The sequence below is a fragment of the Hafnia sp. genome (assembly GCF_036648275.1).
In the GTDB taxonomy this organism is placed as follows: Bacteria; Pseudomonadota; Gammaproteobacteria; order Enterobacterales; family Enterobacteriaceae; genus Hafnia; species Hafnia alvei.
This window is the reverse complement of the sequence record NZ_JAVXIQ010000033.1, coordinates 1-23,456: the sequence shown is the minus strand read 5'-3', so window position 1 is coordinate 23,456 and position 23,456 is coordinate 1. Positions and strand designations below refer to the sequence as shown.

Genomic DNA, 23,456 nt, shown 5'->3' with positions numbered 1-23,456 from the left:
ATGAATCCAGCTTTATGGATCAGTAAAACCGGCCTTGCTGCGCAAGATGCCAAAATGAGCGCCATTTCCAACAACTTGGCGAACGTGAATACCACCGGTTTCAAACGCGACCGTGTGATGTTTGACGATCTGTTCTACCAAACTCAGCGTGCTCCAGGCGCGCAGCTTGATCAGAACAACGTAGCTCCAACCGGTATTCAGTACGGTACCGGCGTGAAAATCGTGGGGACTCAAAAAGAGTTTTCCGTGGGCAGCATGCAGATCACCAAGCAGCAGATGGACGTAGCGATTACGGGCCAAGGCTTCTTTCAGGTAGAAACGCCAGACGGCGACATCGCCTACACGCGTGCGGGCAACCTACAGCTCAACGCCGACGGCGTAGTCACAAACGCCGCCGGTTTACCGCTGGTGCCTGCGATTGAGCTTCCGGCTAACACCAAAGAGCTGTCGATTGCGAAAGACGGCACCGTGTCTGCGACCGTGGGCGGCGAAACCGATCCGGTAGAGCTTGGGCAAATCACGTTGGTGAATTTTGTTAATCCGGCCGGTTTAGAAGCGGTAGGCGGCAATCTTTATCGCGAAACGGCGGCTAGCGGCGAAGCCGTGGAAGGCGTACCGGGTGAAGATGCCCTTGGACAGTTGGAGCAGGGAACATTGGAAGGTTCAAACGTACAGGTTGTTGAAGAGATGGTCGACATGATCACCGTTCAACGCGCCTACGAAATGAACGCGAAAATGGTTTCGGCTGCAGATGATATGTTGAAGTTTGTCACTCAGTCGCTGTAACGGCGACTTGGTGAAAGAGTAAAGCGAAGAACGTTATGAAAAAGCAGATGTTGATGTGTGTCCTGTTGATGGCGCTAGCGGGCTGTGAAAGCCCTGCGCTGCTGGTACACAAGGATGATGCGGCCTATGCGCCGCCAGAGGAAATACTGCAGCAGCCGGTTGCAGTGCAGGGTGGCGGGCTATACAACGCCGGCTACAACTGGTCTCTGACCCAGGATCGCCGCGCATACCGCGTGGGCGATATTCTGACGGTACGACTTGATGAGTCTACGCAGTCCAGCAAACAGGCGCGCACCAACTTCGGCAAGAAGAATGATGCGTCTATTGCCGCACCGGAAGCCTTTGGTCACGCAGTGGATAAGCTGAGTGGCTCTATCGGTGCGGATCGCTCCTTTAACGGAAATGCCTCTTCCGCTCAGCAAAATATGCTGCGCGGTTCTATCACCGTGGCGGTACATAAAATCTTGGCTAACGGGGTTTTAGTGGTACGCGGCGAGAAGTGGCTGACCTTAAATCAGGGTGACGAGTATATGCGTGTCACCGGATTGGTTCGAACCGATGATATCGAGCGCGATAACACCATTTCGTCGCAGCGTATTGCGAACGCTCGTATCTCGTATGCAGGTCGTGGTGCGTTAAGTGATTCCAACTCAGCCGGTTGGTTGACGCGGATCTTTAACCATCCGCTGTTCCCTATTTAATTCAGGAGATGTTCAACATGTGCAGATTCCTTACGCTGGTTGTCGCCCTCCTGTGGAGTTCAATGTCATTGGCGCAGCCGCTAGGCTCGCTGGTGGATGTGCAAGGCGTTCGTGGTAACCAACTGATTGGTTACAGTTTGGTGGTAGGTTTGGACGGCACCGGTGACAAAAATCAGGTGAAGTTCACCAGCCAATCGGTCACCAATATGCTGCGTCAGTTTGGCGTACAGCTACCGGCCAAGATTGACCCTAAGGTGAAAAACGTGGCGGCGGTGGCAATTAGCGCCACGCTGCCTCCAATGTATGCGCGCGGGCAGTCCGTTGATATCACCGTTTCCTCTATCGGTGATGCCAAAAGCTTGCGCGGCGGTACGTTGCTGCTGACCCAACTACGCGGTGCCGATGGCGAGGTTTATGCATTGGCACAGGGCAACGTGGTGGTCGGCGGTTTTAAAGCTGAAGGCGATAGCGGTTCCAGTATCACCATGAACACGCCAACCGTTGGGCGCGTACCGAACGGGGCGTCGATTGAGCGCGAAATTCCTAGCGATTTTCAGGTGAGTAATCTGGTTACGTTGAACCTGAAACGCCCAAGCTTTAAAACGGCAAACAACGTTGCTGTGGCGTTAAATCAGGCCTTTGGTGCAAATACCGCCACGGCGCAAAGCGCAACTAACGTCGTGGTGCGAGCGCCGCAGGACGCAGGCGCTCGCGTAGCCTTTATGTCGATGCTGGAAGACGTGCAGATTAACGCCGGTAAACAGCCGCCTCGCGTGGTGTTTAACGCACGAACCGGAACGGTAGTGATTGGCGATGGCGTCGTGGTGCGTGCTGCCGCTGTTTCTCACGGCAATTTGACCGTCAGCATTCGCGAAAGTCGCAACGTCAGCCAACCTAATGCCTTCAGCAACGGTGAAACGGTCACTACGCCACAAAGCGATATTGATGTGAACCGAGGCCAAGGCCAGATGGTGACCGTTGCCGCAGGCACCAGCCTTCGTAGCATTGTAAACACCATCAATAGCTTAGGAGCCGCGCCGGATGACACCATGGCTATCTTGCAGGCATTACACGAAGCAGGCGCGTTAGACGCTGAACTCGTGGTTATTTAAGGAAAAAACCATGATTGATGCCATTAATCGCCAAAGTACCGTGCTGCCGGGAGATTTCACCGGCACGCTGAAAGCACAGAATTTAGATCAGGCCGCCGAGCAGTTTGAAGCAATGTTCCTGCGTTCGATGATGCAGCAGATGCGTAAAGCTTCGGATGCGTTAGCGGCAGATGATGATCCGTTCAACAGTAAGCAGCAGCGCATGATGCGTGATTTTTATGATGACAAACTGGCCTCGCAGCTGGCTTCACAGCGCAGCAGTGGAATTGCCACCATGCTGATTAATCAGCTTGATCCTCAGGTTAAGGGAATGGAACGCGCACTTAAGATTGAGGGCGAAAATGTCGCTTCTGATTCTGTAGAAGCGCAAGAGCCCGTAGAGCTTGAAACGCCCGTTATCCCAGTACTTAGCCGCGGACAGGAATCATTATGAGTTTAATCAGTAACGCTTACAGCGGTCTTCAAGCCGCCAAGTTAGGTATGAATACCGTTGGTATGAACGTTCAGAATGCCTTAACGCCGGGCTATAGCCGCCAAGGTATTTTGCAAAGTGCCGTAGGGCCGATGGGCTCAGTGGGGCTGTCTGCGGGTAACGGTGTTCAGGTTGATAGTATTCGCCGTATCTCGGATCAGTATTTGACCAGTCAGGTATGGGGCACCAACAGTAAAGCTAACTATTATGATTCCGGGCAAAAGTACATTGGTGCGTTGGAGTCGGTGATTGGCACGGATACCACCAGTTTGGGCAACGGTATCGATAAACTTTTTGCCTCGCTTAACGAGCTCACCACTCAGCCAGATTCCCCTGCGCTGCGTCAGCAATTGATCAACGAAGCGCAGTCGATGGCGACGCGTTTTAATAACATTAATAATTTTATTACTAGCCAGAAGACGTCAATCAATAGCCAGCGTAATGCCACGGTAGACAGTGTGAATACGCTGAGCTCGAACATCGCAGGTTATAACCAGAAAATTGCTGAGCTTGAAGCCACAGGCGGTAACACCAACGTGCTGCGCGATCAGCGTGATGAGCTGGTGAAACAGATGAGCAGCATGGTTGACGTGAAAGTCAGCGAAGATGCGAAAGGCAATTACACGGTCGCTTTGCCGAATGGTCAGCCGTTGGTTAACGGGCAGAGTTCGGGCCAACTTGCCACCACGACCCAGCCGGATGGCAGCCAGTTACTGACGCTAAAATATGCTGGTTCTGAATACTCGATTAATCCGGCAACCGGCGGTCAGCTTGGTGCGCTGAATGACTATGAGCAGGGTACGCTCAAAGAAATGCAGGAATCGGTTCAGGGCATGGCGGAATCTATTGCAACCATGTTCAACGATCAGCTCGGACAAGGCTTCGATCTGAATGGTCAGCCGGGTAAACCGCTGTTTAATTTCGATTTGAGTAATCCAGCAGGCATGCTGACCATCACCGATATCAAACCCGATGAGCTGGCGCTTTCAGGTAAAGATGATGAAACGGGTAACGGCGATAACCTGAGTTTGCTGATTGAACTGAAAAACAAGAAGGTGGATATCGGCGGCATGGGCAATATGAGCATCAACGAAGGTGCTGCCGCGATTATTAGTTCTATCGGTATTGCTAGCCGTGAGAACCAGACCGAAGCCGAAGCAGCCATATCTGTTTATGTAGAAGCGCAGAATCAGCGTGACAACCTCAGTGCGGTCGATCAGGACGAAGAAGCGATTAATCTTCAGGTTTACATGAATGCCTACCAATCGAACATGAAAGTGATTGCGGCGGGTAACCAGATCTTCTCCGATTTACTGAATCTGCTCTGATAATAATAAGGAATTAACATGCGAGTCAGCGGCCTCTACAACGCCAATATGATGACCTACCAGATGGGCAAAAACGGTACCCAGATGAATAAACTGATGCAGCAGATGTCGACATTGCAGCGCGTCAATGTTCCGTCTGACGATCCCATCGCCAGTTCGCGTATGGTGCAGCTTAACCGTGAACAGTCGGCGATCACCCAGTATCAGAGCAATATCTCGCGTTTGTCTGGCAACCTATCGATGCAGGAATCGCACGTGACGGCGCTGAACAATCAGCTGACGTCGCTTAATGACAAACTCTTGGCGGCGTCTAACGACACCCATAGCAGCGAAGATATGTCCGGTTTTGGCAAAGAGATTGGCTCGATGCTCGACTCTCTGGTGGCGACGCTGAACTCGAAAAACGAAGACGGTCGCTATCTGTTTTCTGGTACCAAAACCGATCAAAAACCCGTGGTATGGAACGAAACCACGCAGAGTTATGAATACAACGGTAACGACGGCACGCGTGAAACTGCGGTGGCTAACGGCGTGAGCATCACTGAAAATACCAACCTGAGCGGAGCTTTCTCCAGCAGTGGTAACGATCTGGATTTATTAAACCAGCTGAAGTCGATCAGTGAAAAAATGCAGGACCCGAATATTCCAGCTTCTGACTATGCGGATGAGCTCAATGCGCTGATGGGCGCCGTAAAAGATTCTTCAGACGACGTGGCCGCTATCTTTACCGATCTGGGTGGTCGTCAAAATCGTTTAACGATGTTGGATGATGCGCATACCGATGTAAAAACGGCTAATGATATGGTCGCTAAAGATTTGTCTGGTTTAGATATGGCCACGGCGTCGGTCAATTTTCAGCTGTATTACAACTCGATGCAGGTTTCGAATAAAACCTACAGCATGATTAGTCAGCTCTCACTCTTTAGCATGATGTAATTGATATGCAAGTTGGTCTTAGCACTCCCTCGTTACAAACCTCAACCACTTCCCCGCTGACGCGGGGAGGTATTGATGCCCCACAGTCGGTTCGCAATCGTGGCATTACGGATACCACATCAGCTTCACCGGCCAGCTTTCCTGAATCACCGCTGATTTCAGCGCGCCCGCTGCGCTATAACGTTCAGCTTAACCAGCAATTAACGGCGGTTCAGCAGGCAGATAGTTTTCTATCGCAAACGGAAAGCCAGCTCTTGCAACTGCGCCACTCAGCGACTCATAGCCAAACTCGACCTGATACCATTCGTCAGCAGGCGAAAGGTTTGCAAAGCTTGCTGGATAACCGTGCTCAGCTTTCCGGCAATACCGTTGATCGCCATTTCAACGTGAAGCTGGAGGGCAAAACGCAGGTGAATTTTGCTCTGCCAGAGGGTGAAAAACTGTTGCAGGGCGGAGAAGCTGAGACCTTAGTTTTCTCTCTCGGTGGCAACAAACGAGAAATGGCCGCGGTATCGCTCACGCAAAATGGCTCAGAGCGTCAGGCGGTGATGCGTCTGAATCAAGGATTAGGGCGTTTTGGCGTGCATGCCCGCCAAGATAGCGCCGGTGATGTGACGTTTAGTGTCGATGAGTCGCGCTGGGAGCGAGTGAGTACGCATTTAAGCGTACGAGGTGAAGGGAAGCGTTTTAACTCAACGTTTTCATCGCTCACACCACAGGCTGAGCCCGCGATTGGCGATGTGCTTAAACAAATTGCAGCGCAGCCAGAGCGTCTGCGCGAGCGGGGAACGGAAGTGTTAACTGCGCTGGAGCAAATCACCCATCAGCGTGGAAAATTACGTTTTCAGCAAGAGCGTGTTCGTACGCGCATTGAGGGAATGGCCACGCCGTATGAGCCGCAGCAGGCGCTGGCTGTCTCTCAGGCATTAGGCGAGCATCTACAAAACAGCAGCAGCCAGTTTTCTAGCCTTAATCAGGCATTGAGTGCGCAGGCTAATGTGCGCTTGGGTACAGTGAAGAATTTGTTGGGGTGAAAATCTCAGCAATGACCCCACCCTAACCCTCCCCTTGGCAGGGGAGGGAACCGTTCGGTGATGTTGAGTTGATCTTCGATCGGCTCCTCCCCCTGCGAAGGGAGGCTGGAGGGGATTATTATCTCAATGACCCCACCCTAACCCTCCCCTTGGCAGGGGAGGGAACCGTTCGGTGATGTTGAGTTGATCTTCGATCGGCTCCTCCCCCTGCGAAGGGAGGCTGGAGGGGATTATTATCTCAATGACCCCACCCTAACCCTCCCCTTGGCAGGGGAGGGAACCGTTCGGTGATGTTGAGTTGATCTTCGATCGGCTCCTCCCCCTGCCAAGGGGGAGGTTGGGAGGGGGTTTTAGCCCTAGCCTTTTTCTTGGCTGGGAGGAGGTTGTGAACTAGTGCCCCAAAGGATATAAAAATATCATTCCGGTTTGCCCTATCACCAGCGGCTGGCCGTCTAGCTTCAGTGGGATCATCCACACTTCATTATTCTGTAAAAAATCAATCAGCCCATCGATCATCAGACGTCGCTGAGGCGTACTGTAATAAATCTGCGAGTAGAGATAGTACACCTTGCCTAATTCGCGGTGAGTTTCCGTAAATTTCCCTTTCACCACAAAGCGCGTGTCGTTTGGGTTAGTGATGGTGTTAAGAATAGTGCCGTTCACTGAGGTTAAATGAGAGTCATAGAGCTCTTTCTGCTGAGACATTAGATCATAAAAGCCCATTTGCACCGTGCCTTGCCTTGGTTTCAGGCTTGGCGTCGCGACGGATAATGCGGTGTAGCCGAGTATTCCGATTAACAAAATAAGCAGGCTTAGCATCCATATCAGTTTATTGGCTCTGACAGGCTGGGATTTCATTTAATTTTCTCACAGTTTCACGAAAAATCAGGTTGTTAAGCTGACGTGTATCGGTTCGCCAATGGTAGATCGTCATCGCGAGCTGCTGGTTGGCGCAGGTGGTTTCCACTGAAAACGTATAGTTCAGCACTTGATCTGAAACCTTGTAGTAAACATCCATGTAGATGTTTTTGGTCTTCAAGCGCTGGTTGAGCTGGTAAAGCGTGTCCTTCAGCTTGATATAAAGTGAATCTTTGGACGTCGATGTGTCGCCATCTTGCACGATCTGATACAAACGAATATTGCTGTAGACGTTGTTCTCCTGCTGAGCAGCAGCGATCGTTTTGTTATTGAGCGTCAGATATTTATAGCCCATCGCGCCGCTGACCAGTACGGCGACCAGCATGAGAACCGCATAGGCTAACCATGAATGCTTTCTGGCAGGCTGAGGTTCGTTTAGCTGGGAAGCTTCCTGATAATATTCAGGTTCAGGATTGATCCCTAGAGACGAAGTTTCCACGCTAACGACATCAGACGATGCTTCTTCTTCATTGTAGCTGTTTGAATTCGTGGAAATACCTTCATGAGGTATCTCTGTTATATTCTCATTCTCATTTAATGATTCTGTTTCAATACAGCGGCAATAAGATGACTCTAACAAATAACCTTTTTTAGGTATGGTTTTGATTATTTTTTGTTGTTTACCATCATCTTCTAGCGCAACACGTAAAGCATGCACGGCATTAGGAAGGCTATTATTTCCTATCACTCGCCTTTCCCAAACCATATTGGTTAGCTCTTCACGTGAGAGGATTTCTCCCGCATGCTGAGTCAGGATATCTAATAGCTTTAATTGGTATTCACCGAGTCTTTTTCTTTCGCCGGTATTTAAATGCAATATTGAACCGGAAGAAATGTCTAGGAGCCAATCATTAACAGAACAGTAGCGTTTATTCATTTAATTACAGAGGTATTAAACCATTAATGTGTAAAATAATTGTATTTTAGAGAGATCAAAAGAACGTCTCTTAACGCAAATTGGGTTAAAAAGTCCGTTTATAATTCGTCAATGAATTGCCGCTCGCTGCGGTGGGGGACTGAAGAACATCGTGTTCTTATGCCCTAAAGCGTTCCAAACAGCCTCTTTTTGAGGGAAGGTGTCTGGTCAATATCGATCTCTTTTAGGAAGATTCTCTTCCGAGAACACTGTTTTACGCGAACAAATACCAACACGCAAGGCCTGTAGCTCTATTTCTACGCTGGAGTTATGACCAAATATGTCTATAGGTAAATACATAGTACCTTTGAGATACCTTTGTATTTCATTTGTGAAATGCGTGATCTTTTTGTATGCGTTATCCGTGATTAATTGTGGGTTAATTTAACTAATAAGGTAACGCTGATGCATTATAAACAAAGTGAAAATAATGTAAAAATAATAAGACTTTTCTCTTAAGATTTTTCTGATTTGTGTCGCTATTAATAATATTTTAATTTATTAATCCCTCCTTTCTAATATGGGTATATAGAGGGCATATACTAATATAACCATCATGTTTATTTATTCTTGATAGCGATTAGGTTGAGTGAAGCTGATTGGTGTCATCTTTTAAAATAAACTCCTCTATATAAGAAAGAAGTTTCTAGCTAATTATCGAACTGAAGATTTTTTTATTTTGTATTTAACTCTCATCGTCGACGTGTCGTTCTCTCTTAGTACAAGAATTGCGGAATCTAAATAGGTGGATTCCCTGAAGGAGACGACACAATGGCTTTATCTATCTTTACCAATGCCTCTTCCATGGCTTCTACGAACGCGCTGAACAAATCTAACAGCCTGCTGTCCACGTCGATGGAACGTCTGGGTACCGGCAAGCGTATCAACTCTGCGGCAGATGACGCAGCAGGTTTGCAGATCGCTTCTCGTCTGCAGGGCCAAACTAACGGCATGACCGTCGCAAAACGTAACATCGCTGATGCAACCTCTATGCTGCAGACCGCTGAAGGCGCATTCGATGAAGTGAGCAACATCATGTACCGCATGAAAGACTTAGCCACTCAGGCAGCGAACGACACTAACTCAACCGAAGACCGTGCATCCCTGCAGTCTGAATTTGATCAGCTGAACTCTGAGCTGGGCAACATCATGGACAATACCAGCTTCGGTGGCACCAAACTGCTGAGCGGTGGTACTGGTTTAGCTAGCGCAAGCGGTCTGAACTTCCAGATCGGTTCTAGCAACGCAGAAACGTTGAACGTGAACGTTTCAAGTGATATCTCTGGTTTAGCTTCGACGCTGACCGGTGCTAGTGGCCTGACCTCACTGACTCTGGATTCTGCAGCGAGTGCTTCTGGCGCCATTGCAAGTTTGGAAGGTGCTCTGAAAGAAGTTGGCTCTCTGCGTTCAACGCTGGGTGCAAATATTAACCGTCTGGGTCACACCTCTGCGAACCTGGCAAACATGCAGGACAACACCGAGTTGGCGCTGGGCAACATCCGTGATGCGGACTTCGCTTCAGAAGCATCAACTATGACGCGTCAGCAGATGTTGGCACAGACCAGCATGTCTATGCTGAAGCAGTCAAACAGCATGTCAGGCATGGTAATGTCTCTGCTGGGCTAATATTCCGCATGACTCTCGTGAAGACACCGCCTACGGGCGGTGTTTTTGTATCTATCAGGCAGCCATTATTAGCCAATGAAAATTTTGTTTAATTTTTTTATCTTTCGATTTAATTCGCAGGGTCAGTGTGTCGTTTTCTATTAGTACGAGAGATGCGGAATCTAAATAGGTGGATTCCCTGAAGGAGACGACACAATGGCTTTATCTATCTTTACCAATGCCTCTTCCATGGCTTCTACGAACGCGCTGAACAAATCTAACAGCCTGCTGTCCACGTCGATGGAACGTCTGGGTACCGGCAAGCGTATCAACTCTGCGGCAGATGACGCAGCAGGTTTGCAGATCGCTTCTCGTCTGCAGGGCCAAACTAACGGCATGACCGTCGCAAAACGTAACATCGCTGATGCAACCTCTATGCTGCAGACCGCTGAAGGCGCATTCGATGAAGTGAGCAACATCATGTACCGCATGAAAGACTTAGCCACTCAGGCAGCGAACGACACTAACTCAAGTGAAGACCGTGCATCCCTGCAGTCTGAATTCGATCAGCTGAACTCTGAGCTGGGCAACATCATGAGCAACACCAGCTACGGCGGAACTAAGTTGCTGAGCGGTACTACAGGTTTGGCAAACGCAAGCGGTCTGAACTTCCAGATCGGTTCTAGCAATGCAGAAACGCTGAACGTGAACGTTTCTACCCAACTATCTGGTCTTTCCGTTGCAATCGGTAGCAACGCAAGCGGTGCACCAACCGGCTTAGGCGCATTGAAACTGGATTCTGCAACCAGCGCTTCAGGTGCTATTGCTGATTTGGAAAGCGCGCTGAAAGATGTCGGTTCACTGCGCTCCTCTTTAGGTGCAAACATCAACCGTCTGGGTCACACCTCTGCGAACTTGGCAAACATGCAGGACAACACCGAGCTGGCGCTGGGTAACATCCGCGATGCCGACTTCGCTTCAGAAGCATCAACCATGACGCGTCAGCAGATGTTGGCACAGACCAGCATGTCTATGCTGAAGCAGTCAAACAGCATGTCAGGCATGGTGATGTCTCTGCTGGGCTAATCAGCGATGACACCATAATGTAAAAAACACCGCTCTTGGGCGGTGTTTTTATTTCTGCCGGAATACTTCCTCTTTCCGTCAATATCAGGAAAAACACCTTCCGGTAGTCTCCCATCTCATTGATTTAACTTAACTAAAAAGTTGGCACGTACTTTGCTTTATCTATAGGGAATTTATCGGTAACCCTATAGGTAACCATTTCTACTCGCCAGCGTGTCCGGAGGATCAACATGTCAGATTTTACGAGTATTGACCCACAGAACATGGCAACGCAGTTGGCTAGCTACGATGTTATGGCATTGCAGGCGGCACTGAAAAAACAGCAAACGTCGTTAACCGGTCAGCAAGATGCGCTAAAAGCGCTGAAAACTGCTATGACGGATTTCCGCACCGCATTAACGGCGCTGAATAAAACCAATAATGGCCTGCTGACCAATAAGGTCACCACCAGTTTAGACAATATTGCCAATGTCACTGCGAACTCCAACGCCACGAAAGGAACATATAACCTTTACGTTGAGCAACTGGCTGGTTCGCATCAGGTGGCGTTCGACGATATGACCGATGATGCCGTCAACAACGCAACGGGTACCTTCACGCTTGAGGTCAATGGCAAGTCTATTGATATAGAGATGGATGGTCTGGAAACCATGTCAGACCTGGCTCGAGCGATCAATAAAACCAATGACGGCTCTGAAAATAGCCCGGCGATCACCGCATCGCTAATCCGCACCGACGGCGAAGTTAAGCTGATGCTCAGCAGTGATAAAACCGGTGCAGAAAACGAACTTAAGCTGAGTGGAAATATCCCGCCCGCAATGGATACGGGTAAGACCACCACGATCTCTGAAGCGCAAGACGCCATCGTTTATTTGGGTGGTAAAGACAGTGGTCTGAAAATTACCAACAGCACTAATAAGTTAGATGGTGTTATTGACGGTGTGACCGTTGAGCTGAATCAGGCACAAAAAGATGGCGATGCGCCACTGCGTATTAACGTCAACACCGACACCAGTGAAACCGAAACGCAGGTGAAAGCATTTATCGATGCCTATAACACGATGCGGGATTCACTTGGCAAATTAACCGCCAGCGGCAGCGGTGGAAAAGATCGTGGCGCGTTTGCCGGTGATGCAGGAATTGCGTCGTTAGAGCGTGAACTGAACAACATGGTTCGTACCAATATCGATGGTCTGGACATGACTAAGTTCGGCATCACCGCCGATAAAGACGGCAAGTTAGAACTCGACAGCGAAAAGCTCGAGAAAATGCTGACAGACAACCCTACGCAGCTGACTGCGCTGTTTAACGGCAACGACGGCCTTATCAAGAAGATGGATAAGTCGCTGGATAAATACCTGAACAACACCAACGGTGTGATCAAAGGCCGTCAAGAATCTCTGGATCGTCAGGAAACGCAGCTGACTGACCGCAGTGACAAAATTAGCACCCGTTATGAGAACTCTTATAACCGTTATCTGAAGCAGTTTACCCAGTTGCAACAGGTGATGTCTCAGATGAACAACACGATGAGTATGTTTGGCTTAGTCTAAGGAAACGCAGGTTTTATGTACGGAACTCAACAGGAAGGATACGGCCTCTATCAGGATTCAGATTTGGCGATTCAGGCCGCCGCCGCGACCCCTCATCAGCTGGTTCTTATGCTGTTTAGCGGTCTCATGGATGAACTGGTTCGCGCCAAGAGCCACATTGTCGCCAAGCGCTATGAACGTAAAGTTCAGAGCATTAATAAGTGCATCGATATTCTCAATGCGCTGACGAGCGCGCTGGATTACGAAAAGGGTGGTGACTTGGCCTTGAGCTTGGCAAACCTGTATGACTACTGCGTTTACCGTCTTTATGACGCTAGCCACAAGCTGTCGGTTGAATACATTGATGAAGTGGAAGCCATCCTCAACAACCTGCGTGAAGGTTGGGAAGAGATGGGTAAGCAGAATGGATGATATTCAGCTGATTCAGTTCCTTGCCAACGCGTTGAAGAGTGCCACTCAGCAGCGTGATTGGGTACAGGTGCGGAACGTTGATAAGCAGATCGCTTCGTTACTGAGTTCACTCAGCGGGCAGCCGTTGAGCGAGCAAAAACGGCAGGCCTTGATGATGCTGAAAGATACTCATCATCGTGTGAATGAGATTTGCCGCCAGCAAAGCGCAGAGCTTGAGCACAAGATGGCTTTGCACCGTAACAACCGCGAAGGGGCGATGGCTTACGCTATTTTTGGCGACGACGAGGACAGCGAATAATGAGCATGATGGATCTGGTTTCTAGCTCAATGCCGACTGCGATGGATGCATCTTCTGCCGTGTCTATCGGTGATTCGACTGGCGTCACGCCGATGATCGGCGCGGTCGGTGGAGTGCTAAATAGTGGCGCATTACCGGAAAACACCGCGCAGTTCAGTCATGAGCTGCTCAGTATGGTGGGCTCTTTGCTCGCTCAATCTGGTGTTGCGGGGTTGCGTCCTGCGGTGGGAGGCTCGAATGCGGATACTGCGCTGCCTTCCGGCGATAGCGATGCGGATGCCGACGATCTGGCGAGCTTGCCGCAGGAAGATCAACAGCAGATGTTGAATCTGCTATTGAACACCTATCAGCCACCGGTTCAGCAGGCAGCAACGCCGCTGGGTGAGCAACACGCTTCTGCCGAATTGCTGATGCTAAGCCGCCAAACGACGGCTCAACCGGTGACGGCAGGCGCTTCTCAGCCGGTGAATGCGTCAGTATTGAACGCTGCGTTAAACGCTACGCCGTCTGATATTGCCCTCTCATCGGTGATGACCAAGACCCACGAAGCGTTTAGTCCTGCGATGCAGCAGCATTCCTCTGTACCCAGCGATCTCCTGAATGCGTCGTTAGCCACGTCTGCGCCCTCAAGCGTAGGTAATAACGTGGCTTCAACGGTGCAGAATTTTAATGCGACTACCGCGCCGCTGAAGCTGGAATCCAGCGAAGAGCGCTGGCCGCAGCAGTTACAAAATTCACTCGGCGAGCGCTTACAGGTTCAGGTTAAAAATCAGGTTCAACATGCCACGATCCGACTCGATCCACCGGATATGGGCAAGATCGATATCTCAATTCAATTTGAGTCTGGACGTTTGCAGGTGCACATAAATGCCAGCCAAGGCGAGGTTTATCGCGCCCTGCAGCAGGTCAGTAATGAACTGCGCCAAAGCCTGACTGACCAGAACTTTGTACAGGTGAACGTTCAGGTTTCCTCGCAAAACTCACAGCAACAATCAGGGCATGGGCATCAAGGCGAAGCTCAGCAGCCTTTCATTCTCTCGGGTACACCGCTGGACAGTGAAACCACTGAATCATCGAAGAAAACCCGCGAGGATGAATCTGTCCTCATGACAATTTGAACTACTGAATAAGACATATATGACCGTAAAAACATTTTCATTAGGTTTGGTAATTGCATTAGTCGCCGCTGTGCTGGCGGCGGTTTTGGCCGTAATGGGAAATCACATTCTGGCTCAGCCCGAAAACGGTGTGGGTGACAAAATTTCTAAGATGTTCTCGGCTGATAGCGAGGCCACCGTTGAGTTTGTCGAAATCAAGAATGTTGTTATCACTTTGAAAAGTGATAACAAAAAAGAACGCTATCTGCTTTTAGAGCTGGCGCTCGCCACGTCTGATGGCAAAGAAACTGCGCGTACTGAGGCGATGGTTCCTGCGATCCGTGGGGCAACCGTAAGCCTGTTATCCGATATGGAATATTCACATATTCGCGGTATGAACGTGGTTGAGCTGCGTGAACAGCTGATGGCGGCGTATGTGACGAAGTTTAAAGCACTGAATACGGGCGTGCCGTTTCACGATGTCATCATTAGCAAGATGGTCTTTCAATAGAAAGCGATAGAAACACGAGCAATGGAAATAATGGATTTTATGACCAATGAAGCGCTGACTCCGGCGCAAGAAACGCAGTATCTCACTGCGTATCTGCCGTTGGTAAAACGTGTGGTAAGGCAGCTGTCTTACCAAACAAGCAGCGTTCTCGATCGCGAGGACATGGAACAGATCGCCCTAATGGGGTTGCTCTCGTCCTTGCGTCGTTACGGACATCCCGATGAGCAGTTCGGTGCTTATGCTATTCACCGAATTCGCGGCGCCGTGTTAGACGAGCTGCGCCAGCTAGACTGGCGCCCGCGCCGCTTACGACAGAAGACCCACAAACTGAATGACGCCATCCGCGAGCTGGCGCGAGAGCTAGGCAAAGAACCTAGCTATGAAGAAATTGCAGGGCGACTGGAGATCTCGCCGCAGGAGTATCAGGAATATCTGTTGCTCGATTGCGCTAAGTCGCTGGAAAGCCTTGATGATTTACTCTCTAACGACGGTGTGGGCTCCGCGCTCAATAGCCGTCCGTTGGAGGACGAGATGATGGTCAGCAATACCTTGCGTGTTGCTTTGGCCAGCCTCGACAAACGCGAGCAGCTGATCTTGAGCCTCTATTATCAGCATGAAATGAGTCTGAAAGAGATAGCACTGGTGCTGGATCTTACCGAAGCCAGAGTCTGTCAGCTCAATAAGAAAATTACAGAAAAAATTAAAAGCTTTTTCTAGAAGTGGAACCACTATGCAGAAATTATTAGGTCTGATTATTATTTTCGTCTGTGTTCTCGGCGGCTTCATTATGTCGGGTGGGCGTTTGGCTTCTTTTTGGCAACCTGGCGAAATCGTTATTATTCTTGGCGCGGGTTTAGGGGCCATGGTTTTGGCCAACCCAAAACATGTGCTGGTTGAAATGTGGCGCCAATTCCGTGGTGCACTGCGCAAAAACGAATACACCGACGAATACCAGCGTCAGCTGCTGATGCTGTTATATGAGCTGTTAGAACTGGTTCAGGACGGTGGTTTGAAAGTTCTGGATGAGCATATTGAAGTACCGGAAAGCAGCTCGCTGTTCCAGAAATACCCGCTGATCTTGCTTGATAAAGATCTGGTGACCTTTATCTCGGATAACTTCCGTTTGATGGCAATGGGTAAGATCAACGAACACGAACTGGAAGGTATTCTTGAGCAAGAACTGGGCGCGATGGAAGAAGAGCTTCTGCTGCCTTCACGTTCTTTGCAGCGTACCGCAGAAGCGATGCCAGGTTTTGGTATTTGCGCCGCCGTTCTTGGGATCATCATCACCATGGAATCTATCGATGGTTCGATTGCGGTCATCGGTATCAAAGTTGCAGCGGCACTGATTGGTACGTTCTTGGGCGTATTTATCTGTTACTGCTTGATGGATCCGGTGGCAAACGCCATGGAACAGCGTGCCAAAACGCAGATGGCGGTGCTGGAATGCGTGCGTACCGTGCTGGTTAACCATGTTGCGGGCAAGCCAACCCTGCTGGCCGTGGATGCGGGCCGTAAGATGTTGCCAATGGATTCCAAACCGACCTTCGCTACGCTGGATTCTTGGGTGAACCAGATGGTGGGGGGTAACTGATGCGCTCCCCAAAAGGTAAAGGTCACACCACGATAATCAAACGCTCCTCGCGTAAATCGCACGATGCGATTCACGGTGGGGCGTGGAAGGTCGCCTTTGCTGACTTTACGCTCGCAATGATGGCGCTGTTTATGGTGCTGTGGATTATGGGTTCGGTGACTGAAGAAGAGCGTAAAGAAATTGTCTCTACCCTCAATAGCGAATCCATCTTTGATGGCATGTCGATAAACCCTATCACGCAAAAGAACTCTGGTGGGGGAAGTAACCCTATTCTGGAAGGTAAGCGTAGCGGAGACGAAAATACCGAAGGCAGCGGCTCTGGTTCAGATAACGGTGGTATCAAGAGCGATCAACCAAAGCAATCTGTGGCTGATATCGTCAATAAAACAGAATCGCTAGAAGAGGTTAACAAACGCTCTCAGCAAGAAATGGAAGAGCTGGCGCGCATCATCTTGCAGGTCACATCGGCGTATAACGCGCAGACCAATATGAAGATGGAAATTGTGCCGCAGGGGCTGCGTATTTTGGTGCAAGACGACCAAAAGCGTGAGATGTTCCAGCGCAGTAGCGCCATTTTGACACCGTTCTTTAACCGCCTGCTACGAGATTTGGCACCGGTGTTTAATAAACTGGACAACAAAATCATTATTACGGGCCATACCGATTCATCACGCTACCGCGATCAGGATTTGTACAACAACTGGAACCTTTCAGGCGATCGTGCGATGGCGGCACGCAAGGCGTTGGCACGCGGCGGTTTGGAGATGGATAAAGTATTGCAGGTGAACGCGATGGCTGACCAAATGCTGTTGGATAACGATCAGCCGCTAAGTGCAACCAACCGTCGTATCGAAATTATGGTGCTAACGCATACGGCATCGGATTCTCTGTATCAGTTTTTTGGTAATCACGGCGATAAAGTTGTGAAGCCAATTGCAGATAAGATCAGTAAGCGCTAGTTCGTTATCGACCCCACCCTAACCCTCCCCTTAGCAGGGGATGGAACCGTTCAGTGATGTTTGTAAGATCCTCGATCGGCTCCTCCCCCTGTGAAGGGGGAGGCTGGGAGGGGGTGCTTCACGAATTGTTATCGACCCCACCCTAACCCTCCCCTTAGCAGGGGATGGAACCGTTCAGTGATGTTTGTAAGATCCTCGATCGGCTCCTCCCCCTGTGAAGGGGGAGGCTGGGAGGGGGTTGCTTCACGAAATACCAGACATGAATTTATTTCACCTCCCCCTGAACATTCATCATGCGAGAAATTCATTTAACTGTTGACTCAGTGACCAACTTACGGCAATTTCATGTTTAGACGTCTAAACGTATAGACGCTTAATGAAAACGATAATAAAAAGTGTGGCTACGCACGAACAGGTCAATAAGAGGAAGACAGGGTATGAGTTTCTTTCACGCAAATCAGCGCGAGGCGTTGAACCAAAGTCTGGCAGAACTGCACGGACAAATTAATGTGTCATTTGAGTTCTTCCCGCCACGCACGAGCGAAATGGAAGATACTCTTTGGCAGTCCATCGACCGCTTGAGCAGCCTGAAGCCGAAATTTGTTTCTGTGACCTACGGGGCTAATTCTGGTGAGCGTGATCGTACCCACAGCATTATCAAAGGCATTAAAGACCGTACCGGTTTAGAAGCTGCACCGCATTTGACCTGCGTTGATGCCACCCGTGACGAACTACGCACCATCGCACAGGATTACTGGAATAACGGTATCCGCCATATCGTGGCTCTGCGCGGCGATTTGCCAGCGGGCGGCGGTAAACCCGATATGTATGCTTGTGATCTGGTCTCATTATTGAAAGAGGTCGGCGATTTTGATATTTCCGTTGCCGCCTACCCTGAGGTTCATCCTGAAGCCAAAAGCCCACAGGCCGATCTTATTAATTTAAAACGTAAAATTGATGCCGGTGCCAACCGCGCGATCACTCAGTTTTTCTTCGACGTTGAAAGCTACCTGCGTTTTCGTGATCGCTGCGTTGCTACGGGTATCGACGTGGAAATTGTGCCGGGTATTTTGCCCGTATCGAACTTTAAGCAGCTTCAGCGCTTTGCGACCATGACCAATGTGCGCGTGCCGCACTGGATGACCAGCATGTTTGAAGGGCTGGATGACGATGCTGAAACGCGCAAAATGGTGGGCGCGAATATCGCGATGGACATGGTGAAAATTCTCAGCCGTGAAGGCGTGAAGGACTTCCATTTCTATACGCTAAACCGCGCTGAAATGAGCTATGCCATCTGCCATACGCTCGGCGTGCGTCCAGAGGTTCATTCACCGATTATTGCGTGATTTGCAAGACCCCCTCCCAGCTTCCCCCTTGGCTGGGGAGGAGTCGATCGAGGATTCTCACAACCTACGCCGAACGGTTCCCTCCCCTGTGAAGGGGAGGGTTAGGGTGGGGGCATGTTTCCACGCCAAAAAAAACCACGCATTTCAGCGTGGTTTTCTATTTTGCAAAACTGCAAACATTAATATTCCCAAGTATCTGGGTCGATACCCATCTCTCTCATCAATATTTTTGCCGCTTCTGGGATTTCATCGCTACGCTCTTTACGCAGGTCTGCATCGTTAGGCAGCGGTTGGCCAGTAAACGCATGTAGAAACGCTTCACACAACAACTCACTGTTGGTTGCGTGACGTAGGTTGTTGACCTGACGGCGTGTGCGCTCGTCGGTTAAGATTTTCAGCACTTTCAGCGGAATAGATACAGTGATCTTTTTCACCTGCTCGCTTTTTTTGCCGTGCTCAGCATAAGGGCTGATGTATTCGCCATTCCATTCAGCAGCCATGGGGGGATACCTTAATTAGACTTAGTTATTTTGAGAAACGGCTAATTATGTCCGATCCTCACGATTTATGCTCACGAAGTGTCTGATTTATCGGTTTATGCCACCGTTTTGTGACTTCAGTACACCTCAAACTGACATAATTTTAGCGGTTATTTCCTCAAGGCTCAATCTATACGCAAAGAAGTTTAGATGTCTAGAAGTATTGACGTCCATATTCGGAGCGATTAATCTTTATTCCACTTTCACCCGACACATCATCAGCGCGGAGAGAACAACGTGACATATAAGCAGGCAACACTTGCAGTGCGCAGTGGTTTAAATGATGACGAGCAGTATGGTTGCGTCGTTCCGCCCATCCATCTTTCCAGCACTTACAACTTCACCGATTTCAATGAACCGCGTGCACATGACTATTCTCGTCGCGGGAATCCTACGCGTGATGTGGTGCAGCGGGCGCTGGCTGAGTTAGAAGGCGGCGCTGGCGCGGTGATGACCAGCACGGGGATGTCGGCAATTCATCTGGTGTGCACGGTTTTCCTCAAACCAGGCGATCTGCTGGTGGCGCCGCACGACTGTTACGGCGGCAGCTATCGTCTGTTCGATAGTCTGGCGAAGCGCGGGGCGTATAACGTGCTGTTTGTCGATCAGGGGGATGCGCAGGCTCTCGCGGCCGCGTTGGAACAAAAACCTAAGCTGGTGCTGATTGAAACCCCAAGTAATCCGCTGCTACGCGTGGTGGATATTGCTGCTATTTGCACAGCAGCCAAGGCTGTGGGCGCGTTAACGGTGGTTGATAACACCTTCTTAAGCCCGGCTCTGCAACAACCGTTAAAATTAGGCGCGGATTTGGTTCTACATTCTTGCACCAAATATTTAAATGGCCATTCCGACGTGGTAGCGGGAACCGTTATCGCCAAAGATCCTGAGCATGTTACCGAGTTAGCATGGTGGGCGAATAATATTGGCGTGACCGGCAGCGCTTTCGACAGCTATCTTCTGCTGCGTGGCCTAAGAACGCTAAGCCCACGTATTCAGCTACAACAGCAAAATGCGCTGAAAATTGTAGAGTTCCTCAAGCATCAACCGCTGGTGAAAAAGCTTTATCATCCTTCGTTGCCAGAAAACCAAGGGCATGAAATTGCCTGTCGCCAACAGTCGGGCTTTGGCGCGATGCTGAGCTTTGAACTGGATGGCGATGAAGCCTTGCTGCGACGATTCCTAAAATCGCTGCAACTGTTTACACTGGCAGAATCTTTAGGCGGCGTGGAGAGTCTCATTTCTCACGCAGGCACGATGACTCACGCGGGTATGGCTCCAGAGGCGCGCAAGGCCGCAGGTATTTCAGAAAGCCTGCTGCGTATTTCTGTAGGTATCGAAGACGGTGACGATTTAATTTCCGATCTGGAGCAGGCGTTCCAGAAAGCTAACAGCCAACGCTAATGTGCTGTTTCTCAAGCGATAACGCTGCATATTAGGCTGGTTTTAAGAGGTAAAGAATGAGCGCACAACCGGTAGCGGGGCAGGCGGTAGGACGCCAGCTGCATAAGTTTGGCGGCAGTAGTTTAGCCGATGTGAAATGTTATCTGCGCGTCGCAGGGATTATGGCGGAGTACAGCGCCCCTGGCGATATGATGGTTGTTTCCGCAGCAGGTAGCACCACCAACCAGCTGATTAGCTGGTTGAGGCTAAGCCAGACTGACCGGATCTCTGCGCATCAGGTTCAGCAAGCGTTACGTCGCTACCAGAGCGAACTCATCACGGGCCTGTTGCCCGCTGAACTTGCCGAGCCTTTGGTTGCGCTCTTTACTCAGGATTTAGAGCGCTTAGCCGCTTTGCTCGATGAGCCAATGTGCGATGCGACCTATGCTGAAGTGGTTGGCCACGGTGAAATCTGGTCTGCGCGTTTGATGTCGGCGCTGCTCAACGTGAAAGGTATGGAATCAGAGTGGCTGGATGCGCGTAGTTTCCTGCGCGCCGAACGTTCTGCCCAGCCACAGGTTGATGAAGGCCGATCTTATCCTCTATTACAGCAACTTCTGGCGCAGCATCCTAACAAACGTCTCGTCGCCACGGGTTTTATCTGCCGCAACGATGCGGGGGAAACCGTGTTGTTAGGGCGTAACGGTTCTGACTACTCCGCCACTCAGATCGGCTCACTAGCGGGCGTTTCTCGCGTGACGATTTGGAGCGACGTGGCCGGTGTGTACAGCGCTGACCCACGCAAGGTTAAAGATGCTTGCCTGCTGCCACTGCTGCGTTTAGACGAAGCCAGCGAACTGGCACGCTTAGCCGCGCCGGTTCTGCATGCGCGTACGTTGCAGCCAGTTTCCGCCAGCGATATTGATTTACAGCTGCGCTGTAGCTATCAGCCAGAGCAGGGTTCAACCCGTATCGAGCGTGTTTTGGCATCTGGTACCGGTGCGAAGATTGTTACCAGCCATGATGAAGTTTGCCTGATTGAGCTTAACGTTCCGCAAAGCCATGATTTTGAACATGTACGTCAGGAAATTGACCGCGTGCTCAAGCGTTCTCAGCTGCGTCCATTAGCAACCGGTGTGCATCGTGACCGCCATATGATCCAGCTGTGCTATACCGCTGAAGTGGTGGAGAGCGCGATGAAGCTGTTGGAAGAGTCCGGCGTTCCGGGTTTGCTCCAGCTGCGTGAAGGACTGGCGCTGGTGGCATTAGTCGGCGCAGGCGTATGCAAAAATCCACTGCACAGTCACCGTTTCTATCAGCAGTTAAAAGATCAGCCAATTGAGTTCTTCTGTCAGTCAGAAGACAGCATCAGCTTGGTGGCGGTATTGCGTCGTGGCCCAACTGAGGCCCTGATTCAAGGCTTGCACACTACGCTGTTCCGCGCCGAAAAACGTGTTGGGCTGGTATTGATGGGCAAGGGCAACATCGGTTCGCGTTGGTTAGAACTGTTTGCGCGTGAGCAGGAAAATATTTCTGCCCGCAGCGGCTTTGAATTTGTGCTGGCTGGGGTGGTGGATAGCAGCCGCAGCTTGTTGAATTATGAAGGTTTGGATGCGAGCCGTGCATTGGCATTCTTTGATGATGAAGCGCAGGAAATGGATGAGGAAAGCCTGTTCCTGTGGATGCGCGCCCATCCTTATGACGATTTAGTGGTGCTGGATGTCACGGCGAGCGAGTCGTTAGCACAGCAGTATCGTGATTTTGCCAGCTATGGTTTCCACGTCATTAGTGCGAATAAATTGGCCGGTGCATCGTGCAGCGATGATTATCGCCAAATCCGTGATGCCTTTGAGAAAACTGGCCGTCACTGGTTGTATAACGCCACCGTAGGCGCGGGTTTGCCGGTGAACTATACGGTTCGCGATCTGCGTGACAGCGGCGATTCCATCTTGTCGATCAGCGGGATTTTCTCCGGTACGTTATCTTGGCTATTCCTGCAATTTGACGGAACGGTTCCGTTTACCGAATTGGTTGACCAAGCGTGGCAGCAAGGACTGACTGAGCCCGATCCGCGCGTTGATCTCTCTGGTCAAGACGTGATGCGCAAGCTGGTGATCTTGGCGCGTGAGGCCGGTTATGACATTGAACCGAATCAGGTGCGTGTGGAATCGTTGGTTCCGGCGGGCTGCGAAGGGGGATCTATCGATCACTTCTTCGAAAACGGCGAAGACCTAAACGAACAAATGATCCAACGTTTAGAAGCAGCTAACGAAATGGGTCTGGTGCTGCGCTATGTTGCTCGATTTGATGCCAACGGTAAAGCGCGCGTTGGCGTTGAAGCCGTTCGTCCAGAACATCCTCTGGCGGCTCTGTTGCCATGTGACAACGTGTTTGCCATTGAAAGCCGCTGGTATCGTGATAATCCGTTGGTTATCCGTGGCCCAGGCGCAGGACGAGATGTAACGGCGGGGGCTATTCAGTCGGATTTGAATCGGTTGGCGGCGTTATTGTGAGTTGGGGTACACCAACGGTTTTCTATCTCTTTGATAGAGCTGTGAAGGGTTTTGTGCGGCTAATATAATCGCGGATATTTAAAGATTTTAGAATTGGTGAATATTACGTACGCCTAAAAAACCTAGTTTCACATTAATACTGTGCCGGCGTCCGTATTGGCAGCGGTTTTCTATCTCTTTGATAGAGCTGTGAAAGGTTTCGTCCGCCAGTCAGCAAATTTTTTTCCATGAAACCGCCGGCCTAGGCGTCCGAGAAGAGGTTGCCAGCGCGCAACCTCTTCACTCTCGCGCTTTTTACCGCGTTGCTTGGCCGACCGGTCTCGGAGCGCACATCCCTGTGCGCCCTCAACCTGCCACCAGC

General features: G+C 50.3%; 22 protein-coding genes and 1 pseudogene. 20 read left to right on the top strand and 3 right to left on the bottom strand.

Annotated features, from left to right (window positions below):
• The 7 genes and pseudogenes from flgG (at position 1) to RSC70_RS18910 (ending at position 6,369) form a co-directional block, all read left to right on the top strand.
• Entirely contained in the window at positions 1-786 is a 786-nt protein-coding gene (gene flgG, locus RSC70_RS18940; protein WP_025799653.1) for a flagellar basal-body rod protein FlgG, read from the top strand.
• Between the two features lie 35 nt (positions 787-821).
• On the top strand, positions 822-1,487 hold the full coding sequence (gene flgH, locus RSC70_RS18935) for a flagellar basal body L-ring protein FlgH (protein ID WP_025799651.1): 666 nt from the start codon (positions 822-824) through the stop codon (positions 1,485-1,487).
• Positions 1,488-1,504: 17 nt separating this feature from the next.
• Positions 1,505-2,599 carry a flagellar basal body P-ring protein FlgI gene (locus RSC70_RS18930; protein ID WP_025799649.1) on the top strand — a complete coding sequence of 365 codons (1,095 nt, stop codon included), beginning with the start codon at positions 1,505-1,507 and terminating at the stop codon, positions 2,597-2,599.
• A 10-nt stretch (positions 2,600-2,609) separates the two neighbouring features.
• Positions 2,610-2,891: pseudogene (locus RSC70_RS18925) on the top strand (rod-binding protein); the annotation flags it as partial.
• Between the two features lie 137 nt (positions 2,892-3,028).
• Positions 3,029-4,399 carry a flagellar hook-associated protein FlgK gene (flgK, locus tag RSC70_RS18920; protein ID WP_130998308.1) on the top strand — a complete coding sequence of 457 codons (1,371 nt, stop codon included), beginning with the start codon at positions 3,029-3,031 and terminating at the stop codon, positions 4,397-4,399.
• An 18-nt stretch (positions 4,400-4,417) separates the two neighbouring features.
• On the top strand, positions 4,418-5,335 hold the full coding sequence (flgL, locus tag RSC70_RS18915; RefSeq protein WP_040044526.1) for a flagellar hook-associated protein FlgL: 918 nt from the start codon (positions 4,418-4,420) through the stop codon (positions 5,333-5,335).
• A gap of 5 nt (positions 5,336-5,340) precedes the next feature.
• Positions 5,341-6,369, top strand: a complete 1,029-nt coding sequence (locus RSC70_RS18910) for a hypothetical protein (protein WP_282807550.1) — start codon at positions 5,341-5,343, stop codon at positions 6,367-6,369.
• Between the two features lie 390 nt (positions 6,370-6,759).
• Here the strand turns inward: RSC70_RS18910 and RSC70_RS18905 are convergent, their stop codons facing one another.
• Complete coding sequence (locus tag RSC70_RS18905) at positions 6,760-7,227, bottom strand: hypothetical protein (protein WP_052440013.1); 468 nt, start codon at positions 7,225-7,227, stop codon at positions 6,760-6,762.
• The gene (locus tag RSC70_RS18900) at positions 7,199-8,164 is read right to left on the bottom strand and encodes a winged helix-turn-helix domain-containing protein (RefSeq protein ID WP_234620108.1); all 966 of its coding nucleotides are present in this window, start codon (positions 8,162-8,164) and stop codon (positions 7,199-7,201) included. The genes RSC70_RS18905 and RSC70_RS18900 overlap by 29 nt, the downstream gene beginning before the upstream one ends.
• Positions 8,165-8,974: 810 nt before the next feature.
• On the opposite strand from RSC70_RS18900, the gene RSC70_RS18895 reads away from it, so the two are divergent.
• The 11 genes from RSC70_RS18895 to metF all read left to right on the top strand — a co-directional run bounded on the left by RSC70_RS18895 (position 8,975) and on the right by metF (position 18,663).
• On the top strand, positions 8,975-9,829 hold the full coding sequence (locus RSC70_RS18895; RefSeq protein WP_282807551.1) for a flagellin N-terminal helical domain-containing protein: 855 nt from the start codon (positions 8,975-8,977) through the stop codon (positions 9,827-9,829).
• A gap of 195 nt (positions 9,830-10,024) precedes the next feature.
• Positions 10,025-10,894 carry a flagellin N-terminal helical domain-containing protein gene (locus RSC70_RS18890; RefSeq protein WP_332543161.1) on the top strand — a complete coding sequence of 290 codons (870 nt, stop codon included), beginning with the start codon at positions 10,025-10,027 and terminating at the stop codon, positions 10,892-10,894.
• A 230-nt stretch (positions 10,895-11,124) separates the two neighbouring features.
• Positions 11,125-12,447 carry a flagellar filament capping protein FliD gene (gene fliD, locus RSC70_RS18885; protein ID WP_234620106.1) on the top strand — a complete coding sequence of 441 codons (1,323 nt, stop codon included), beginning with the start codon at positions 11,125-11,127 and terminating at the stop codon, positions 12,445-12,447.
• Between the two features lie 15 nt (positions 12,448-12,462).
• The gene (gene fliS, locus RSC70_RS18880) at positions 12,463-12,858 is read left to right on the top strand and encodes a flagellar export chaperone FliS (protein WP_025799630.1); all 396 of its coding nucleotides are present in this window, start codon (positions 12,463-12,465) and stop codon (positions 12,856-12,858) included.
• On the top strand, positions 12,851-13,156 hold the full coding sequence (locus RSC70_RS18875) for a hypothetical protein (protein WP_130998311.1): 306 nt from the start codon (positions 12,851-12,853) through the stop codon (positions 13,154-13,156). The genes fliS and RSC70_RS18875 overlap by 8 nt, the downstream gene beginning before the upstream one ends.
• Positions 13,156-14,274, top strand: a complete 1,119-nt coding sequence (locus tag RSC70_RS18870; RefSeq protein ID WP_304188306.1) for a flagellar hook-length control protein FliK — start codon at positions 13,156-13,158, stop codon at positions 14,272-14,274. Before RSC70_RS18875 ends, RSC70_RS18870 begins: the two co-directional genes overlap by 1 nt.
• Before the next feature lie 19 nt (positions 14,275-14,293).
• Positions 14,294-14,764 carry a flagellar basal body-associated FliL family protein gene (locus RSC70_RS18865; RefSeq protein ID WP_130998312.1) on the top strand — a complete coding sequence of 157 codons (471 nt, stop codon included), beginning with the start codon at positions 14,294-14,296 and terminating at the stop codon, positions 14,762-14,764.
• Between the two features lie 30 nt (positions 14,765-14,794).
• Entirely contained in the window at positions 14,795-15,481 is a 687-nt protein-coding gene (locus RSC70_RS18860; protein WP_040044399.1) for a FliA/WhiG family RNA polymerase sigma factor, read from the top strand.
• A gap of 13 nt (positions 15,482-15,494) precedes the next feature.
• Complete coding sequence (gene motA / locus RSC70_RS18855) at positions 15,495-16,358, top strand: flagellar motor stator protein MotA (protein ID WP_025799621.1); 864 nt, start codon at positions 15,495-15,497, stop codon at positions 16,356-16,358.
• Complete coding sequence (gene lafU, locus RSC70_RS18850; RefSeq protein WP_025799620.1) at positions 16,358-17,317, top strand: putative lateral flagellar export/assembly protein LafU; 960 nt, start codon at positions 16,358-16,360, stop codon at positions 17,315-17,317. Before motA ends, lafU begins: the two co-directional genes overlap by 1 nt.
• Positions 17,318-17,754: 437 nt before the next feature.
• Positions 17,755-18,663 (top strand): methylenetetrahydrofolate reductase, encoded by a 909-nt coding sequence (metF, locus tag RSC70_RS18845; protein WP_025799618.1) that lies wholly within the window; start codon positions 17,755-17,757, stop codon positions 18,661-18,663.
• 179 nt (positions 18,664-18,842) lie between these two features.
• On the opposite strand, the gene metJ is transcribed toward metF, so the two are convergent.
• Positions 18,843-19,163 carry a met regulon transcriptional regulator MetJ gene (metJ, locus tag RSC70_RS18840; RefSeq protein WP_025799616.1) on the bottom strand — a complete coding sequence of 107 codons (321 nt, stop codon included), beginning with the start codon at positions 19,161-19,163 and terminating at the stop codon, positions 18,843-18,845.
• A 276-nt stretch (positions 19,164-19,439) separates the two neighbouring features.
• On the opposite strand from metJ, the gene metB reads away from it, so the two are divergent.
• Together metB and RSC70_RS18830 are read left to right on the top strand one after the other, a co-directional pair.
• Positions 19,440-20,603: a cystathionine gamma-synthase gene (metB, locus tag RSC70_RS18835; RefSeq protein ID WP_040044400.1), complete on the top strand. Its 1,164-nt coding sequence runs from the start codon at positions 19,440-19,442 to the stop codon at positions 20,601-20,603.
• Between the two features lie 56 nt (positions 20,604-20,659).
• Positions 20,660-23,095, top strand: a complete 2,436-nt coding sequence (locus RSC70_RS18830; RefSeq protein ID WP_040044401.1) for a bifunctional aspartate kinase/homoserine dehydrogenase II — start codon at positions 20,660-20,662, stop codon at positions 23,093-23,095.
• Positions 23,096-23,456: the final 361 nt, after the last annotated feature.

Bases quoted from the DNA above. Each gene is read 5' to 3' on its own strand.
- flgG (WP_025799653.1), top strand. From the start codon at position 1: ATGAATCCAGCTTTATGGATCAGTAAAACCGGCCTTGCTGCGCAAGAT.
- flgH (WP_025799651.1), top strand. From the start codon at position 822: ATGAAAAAGCAGATGTTGATGTGTGTCCTGTTGATGGCGCTAGCGGGC.
- RSC70_RS18930 (WP_025799649.1), top strand. From the start codon at position 1,505: ATGTGCAGATTCCTTACGCTGGTTGTCGCCCTCCTGTGGAGTTCAATG.
- flgK (WP_130998308.1), top strand. From the start codon at position 3,029: ATGAGTTTAATCAGTAACGCTTACAGCGGTCTTCAAGCCGCCAAGTTA.
- flgL (WP_040044526.1), top strand. From the start codon at position 4,418: ATGCGAGTCAGCGGCCTCTACAACGCCAATATGATGACCTACCAGATG.
- RSC70_RS18910 (WP_282807550.1), top strand. From the start codon at position 5,341: ATGCAAGTTGGTCTTAGCACTCCCTCGTTACAAACCTCAACCACTTCC.
- RSC70_RS18905 (WP_052440013.1), bottom strand. From the start codon at position 7,227: ATGAAATCCCAGCCTGTCAGAGCCAATAAACTGATATGGATGCTAAGC.
- RSC70_RS18900 (WP_234620108.1), bottom strand. From the start codon at position 8,164: ATGAATAAACGCTACTGTTCTGTTAATGATTGGCTCCTAGACATTTCT.
- RSC70_RS18895 (WP_282807551.1), top strand. From the start codon at position 8,975: ATGGCTTTATCTATCTTTACCAATGCCTCTTCCATGGCTTCTACGAAC.
- RSC70_RS18890 (WP_332543161.1), top strand. From the start codon at position 10,025: ATGGCTTTATCTATCTTTACCAATGCCTCTTCCATGGCTTCTACGAAC.
- fliD (WP_234620106.1), top strand. From the start codon at position 11,125: ATGTCAGATTTTACGAGTATTGACCCACAGAACATGGCAACGCAGTTG.
- fliS (WP_025799630.1), top strand. From the start codon at position 12,463: ATGTACGGAACTCAACAGGAAGGATACGGCCTCTATCAGGATTCAGAT.
- RSC70_RS18875 (WP_130998311.1), top strand. From the start codon at position 12,851: ATGGATGATATTCAGCTGATTCAGTTCCTTGCCAACGCGTTGAAGAGT.
- RSC70_RS18870 (WP_304188306.1), top strand. From the start codon at position 13,156: ATGAGCATGATGGATCTGGTTTCTAGCTCAATGCCGACTGCGATGGAT.
- RSC70_RS18865 (WP_130998312.1), top strand. From the start codon at position 14,294: ATGACCGTAAAAACATTTTCATTAGGTTTGGTAATTGCATTAGTCGCC.
- RSC70_RS18860 (WP_040044399.1), top strand. From the start codon at position 14,795: ATGGATTTTATGACCAATGAAGCGCTGACTCCGGCGCAAGAAACGCAG.
- motA (WP_025799621.1), top strand. From the start codon at position 15,495: ATGCAGAAATTATTAGGTCTGATTATTATTTTCGTCTGTGTTCTCGGC.
- lafU (WP_025799620.1), top strand. From the start codon at position 16,358: ATGCGCTCCCCAAAAGGTAAAGGTCACACCACGATAATCAAACGCTCC.
- metF (WP_025799618.1), top strand. From the start codon at position 17,755: ATGAGTTTCTTTCACGCAAATCAGCGCGAGGCGTTGAACCAAAGTCTG.
- metJ (WP_025799616.1), bottom strand. From the start codon at position 19,163: ATGGCTGCTGAATGGAATGGCGAATACATCAGCCCTTATGCTGAGCAC.
- RSC70_RS18830 (WP_040044401.1), top strand. From the start codon at position 20,660: ATGAGCGCACAACCGGTAGCGGGGCAGGCGGTAGGACGCCAGCTGCAT.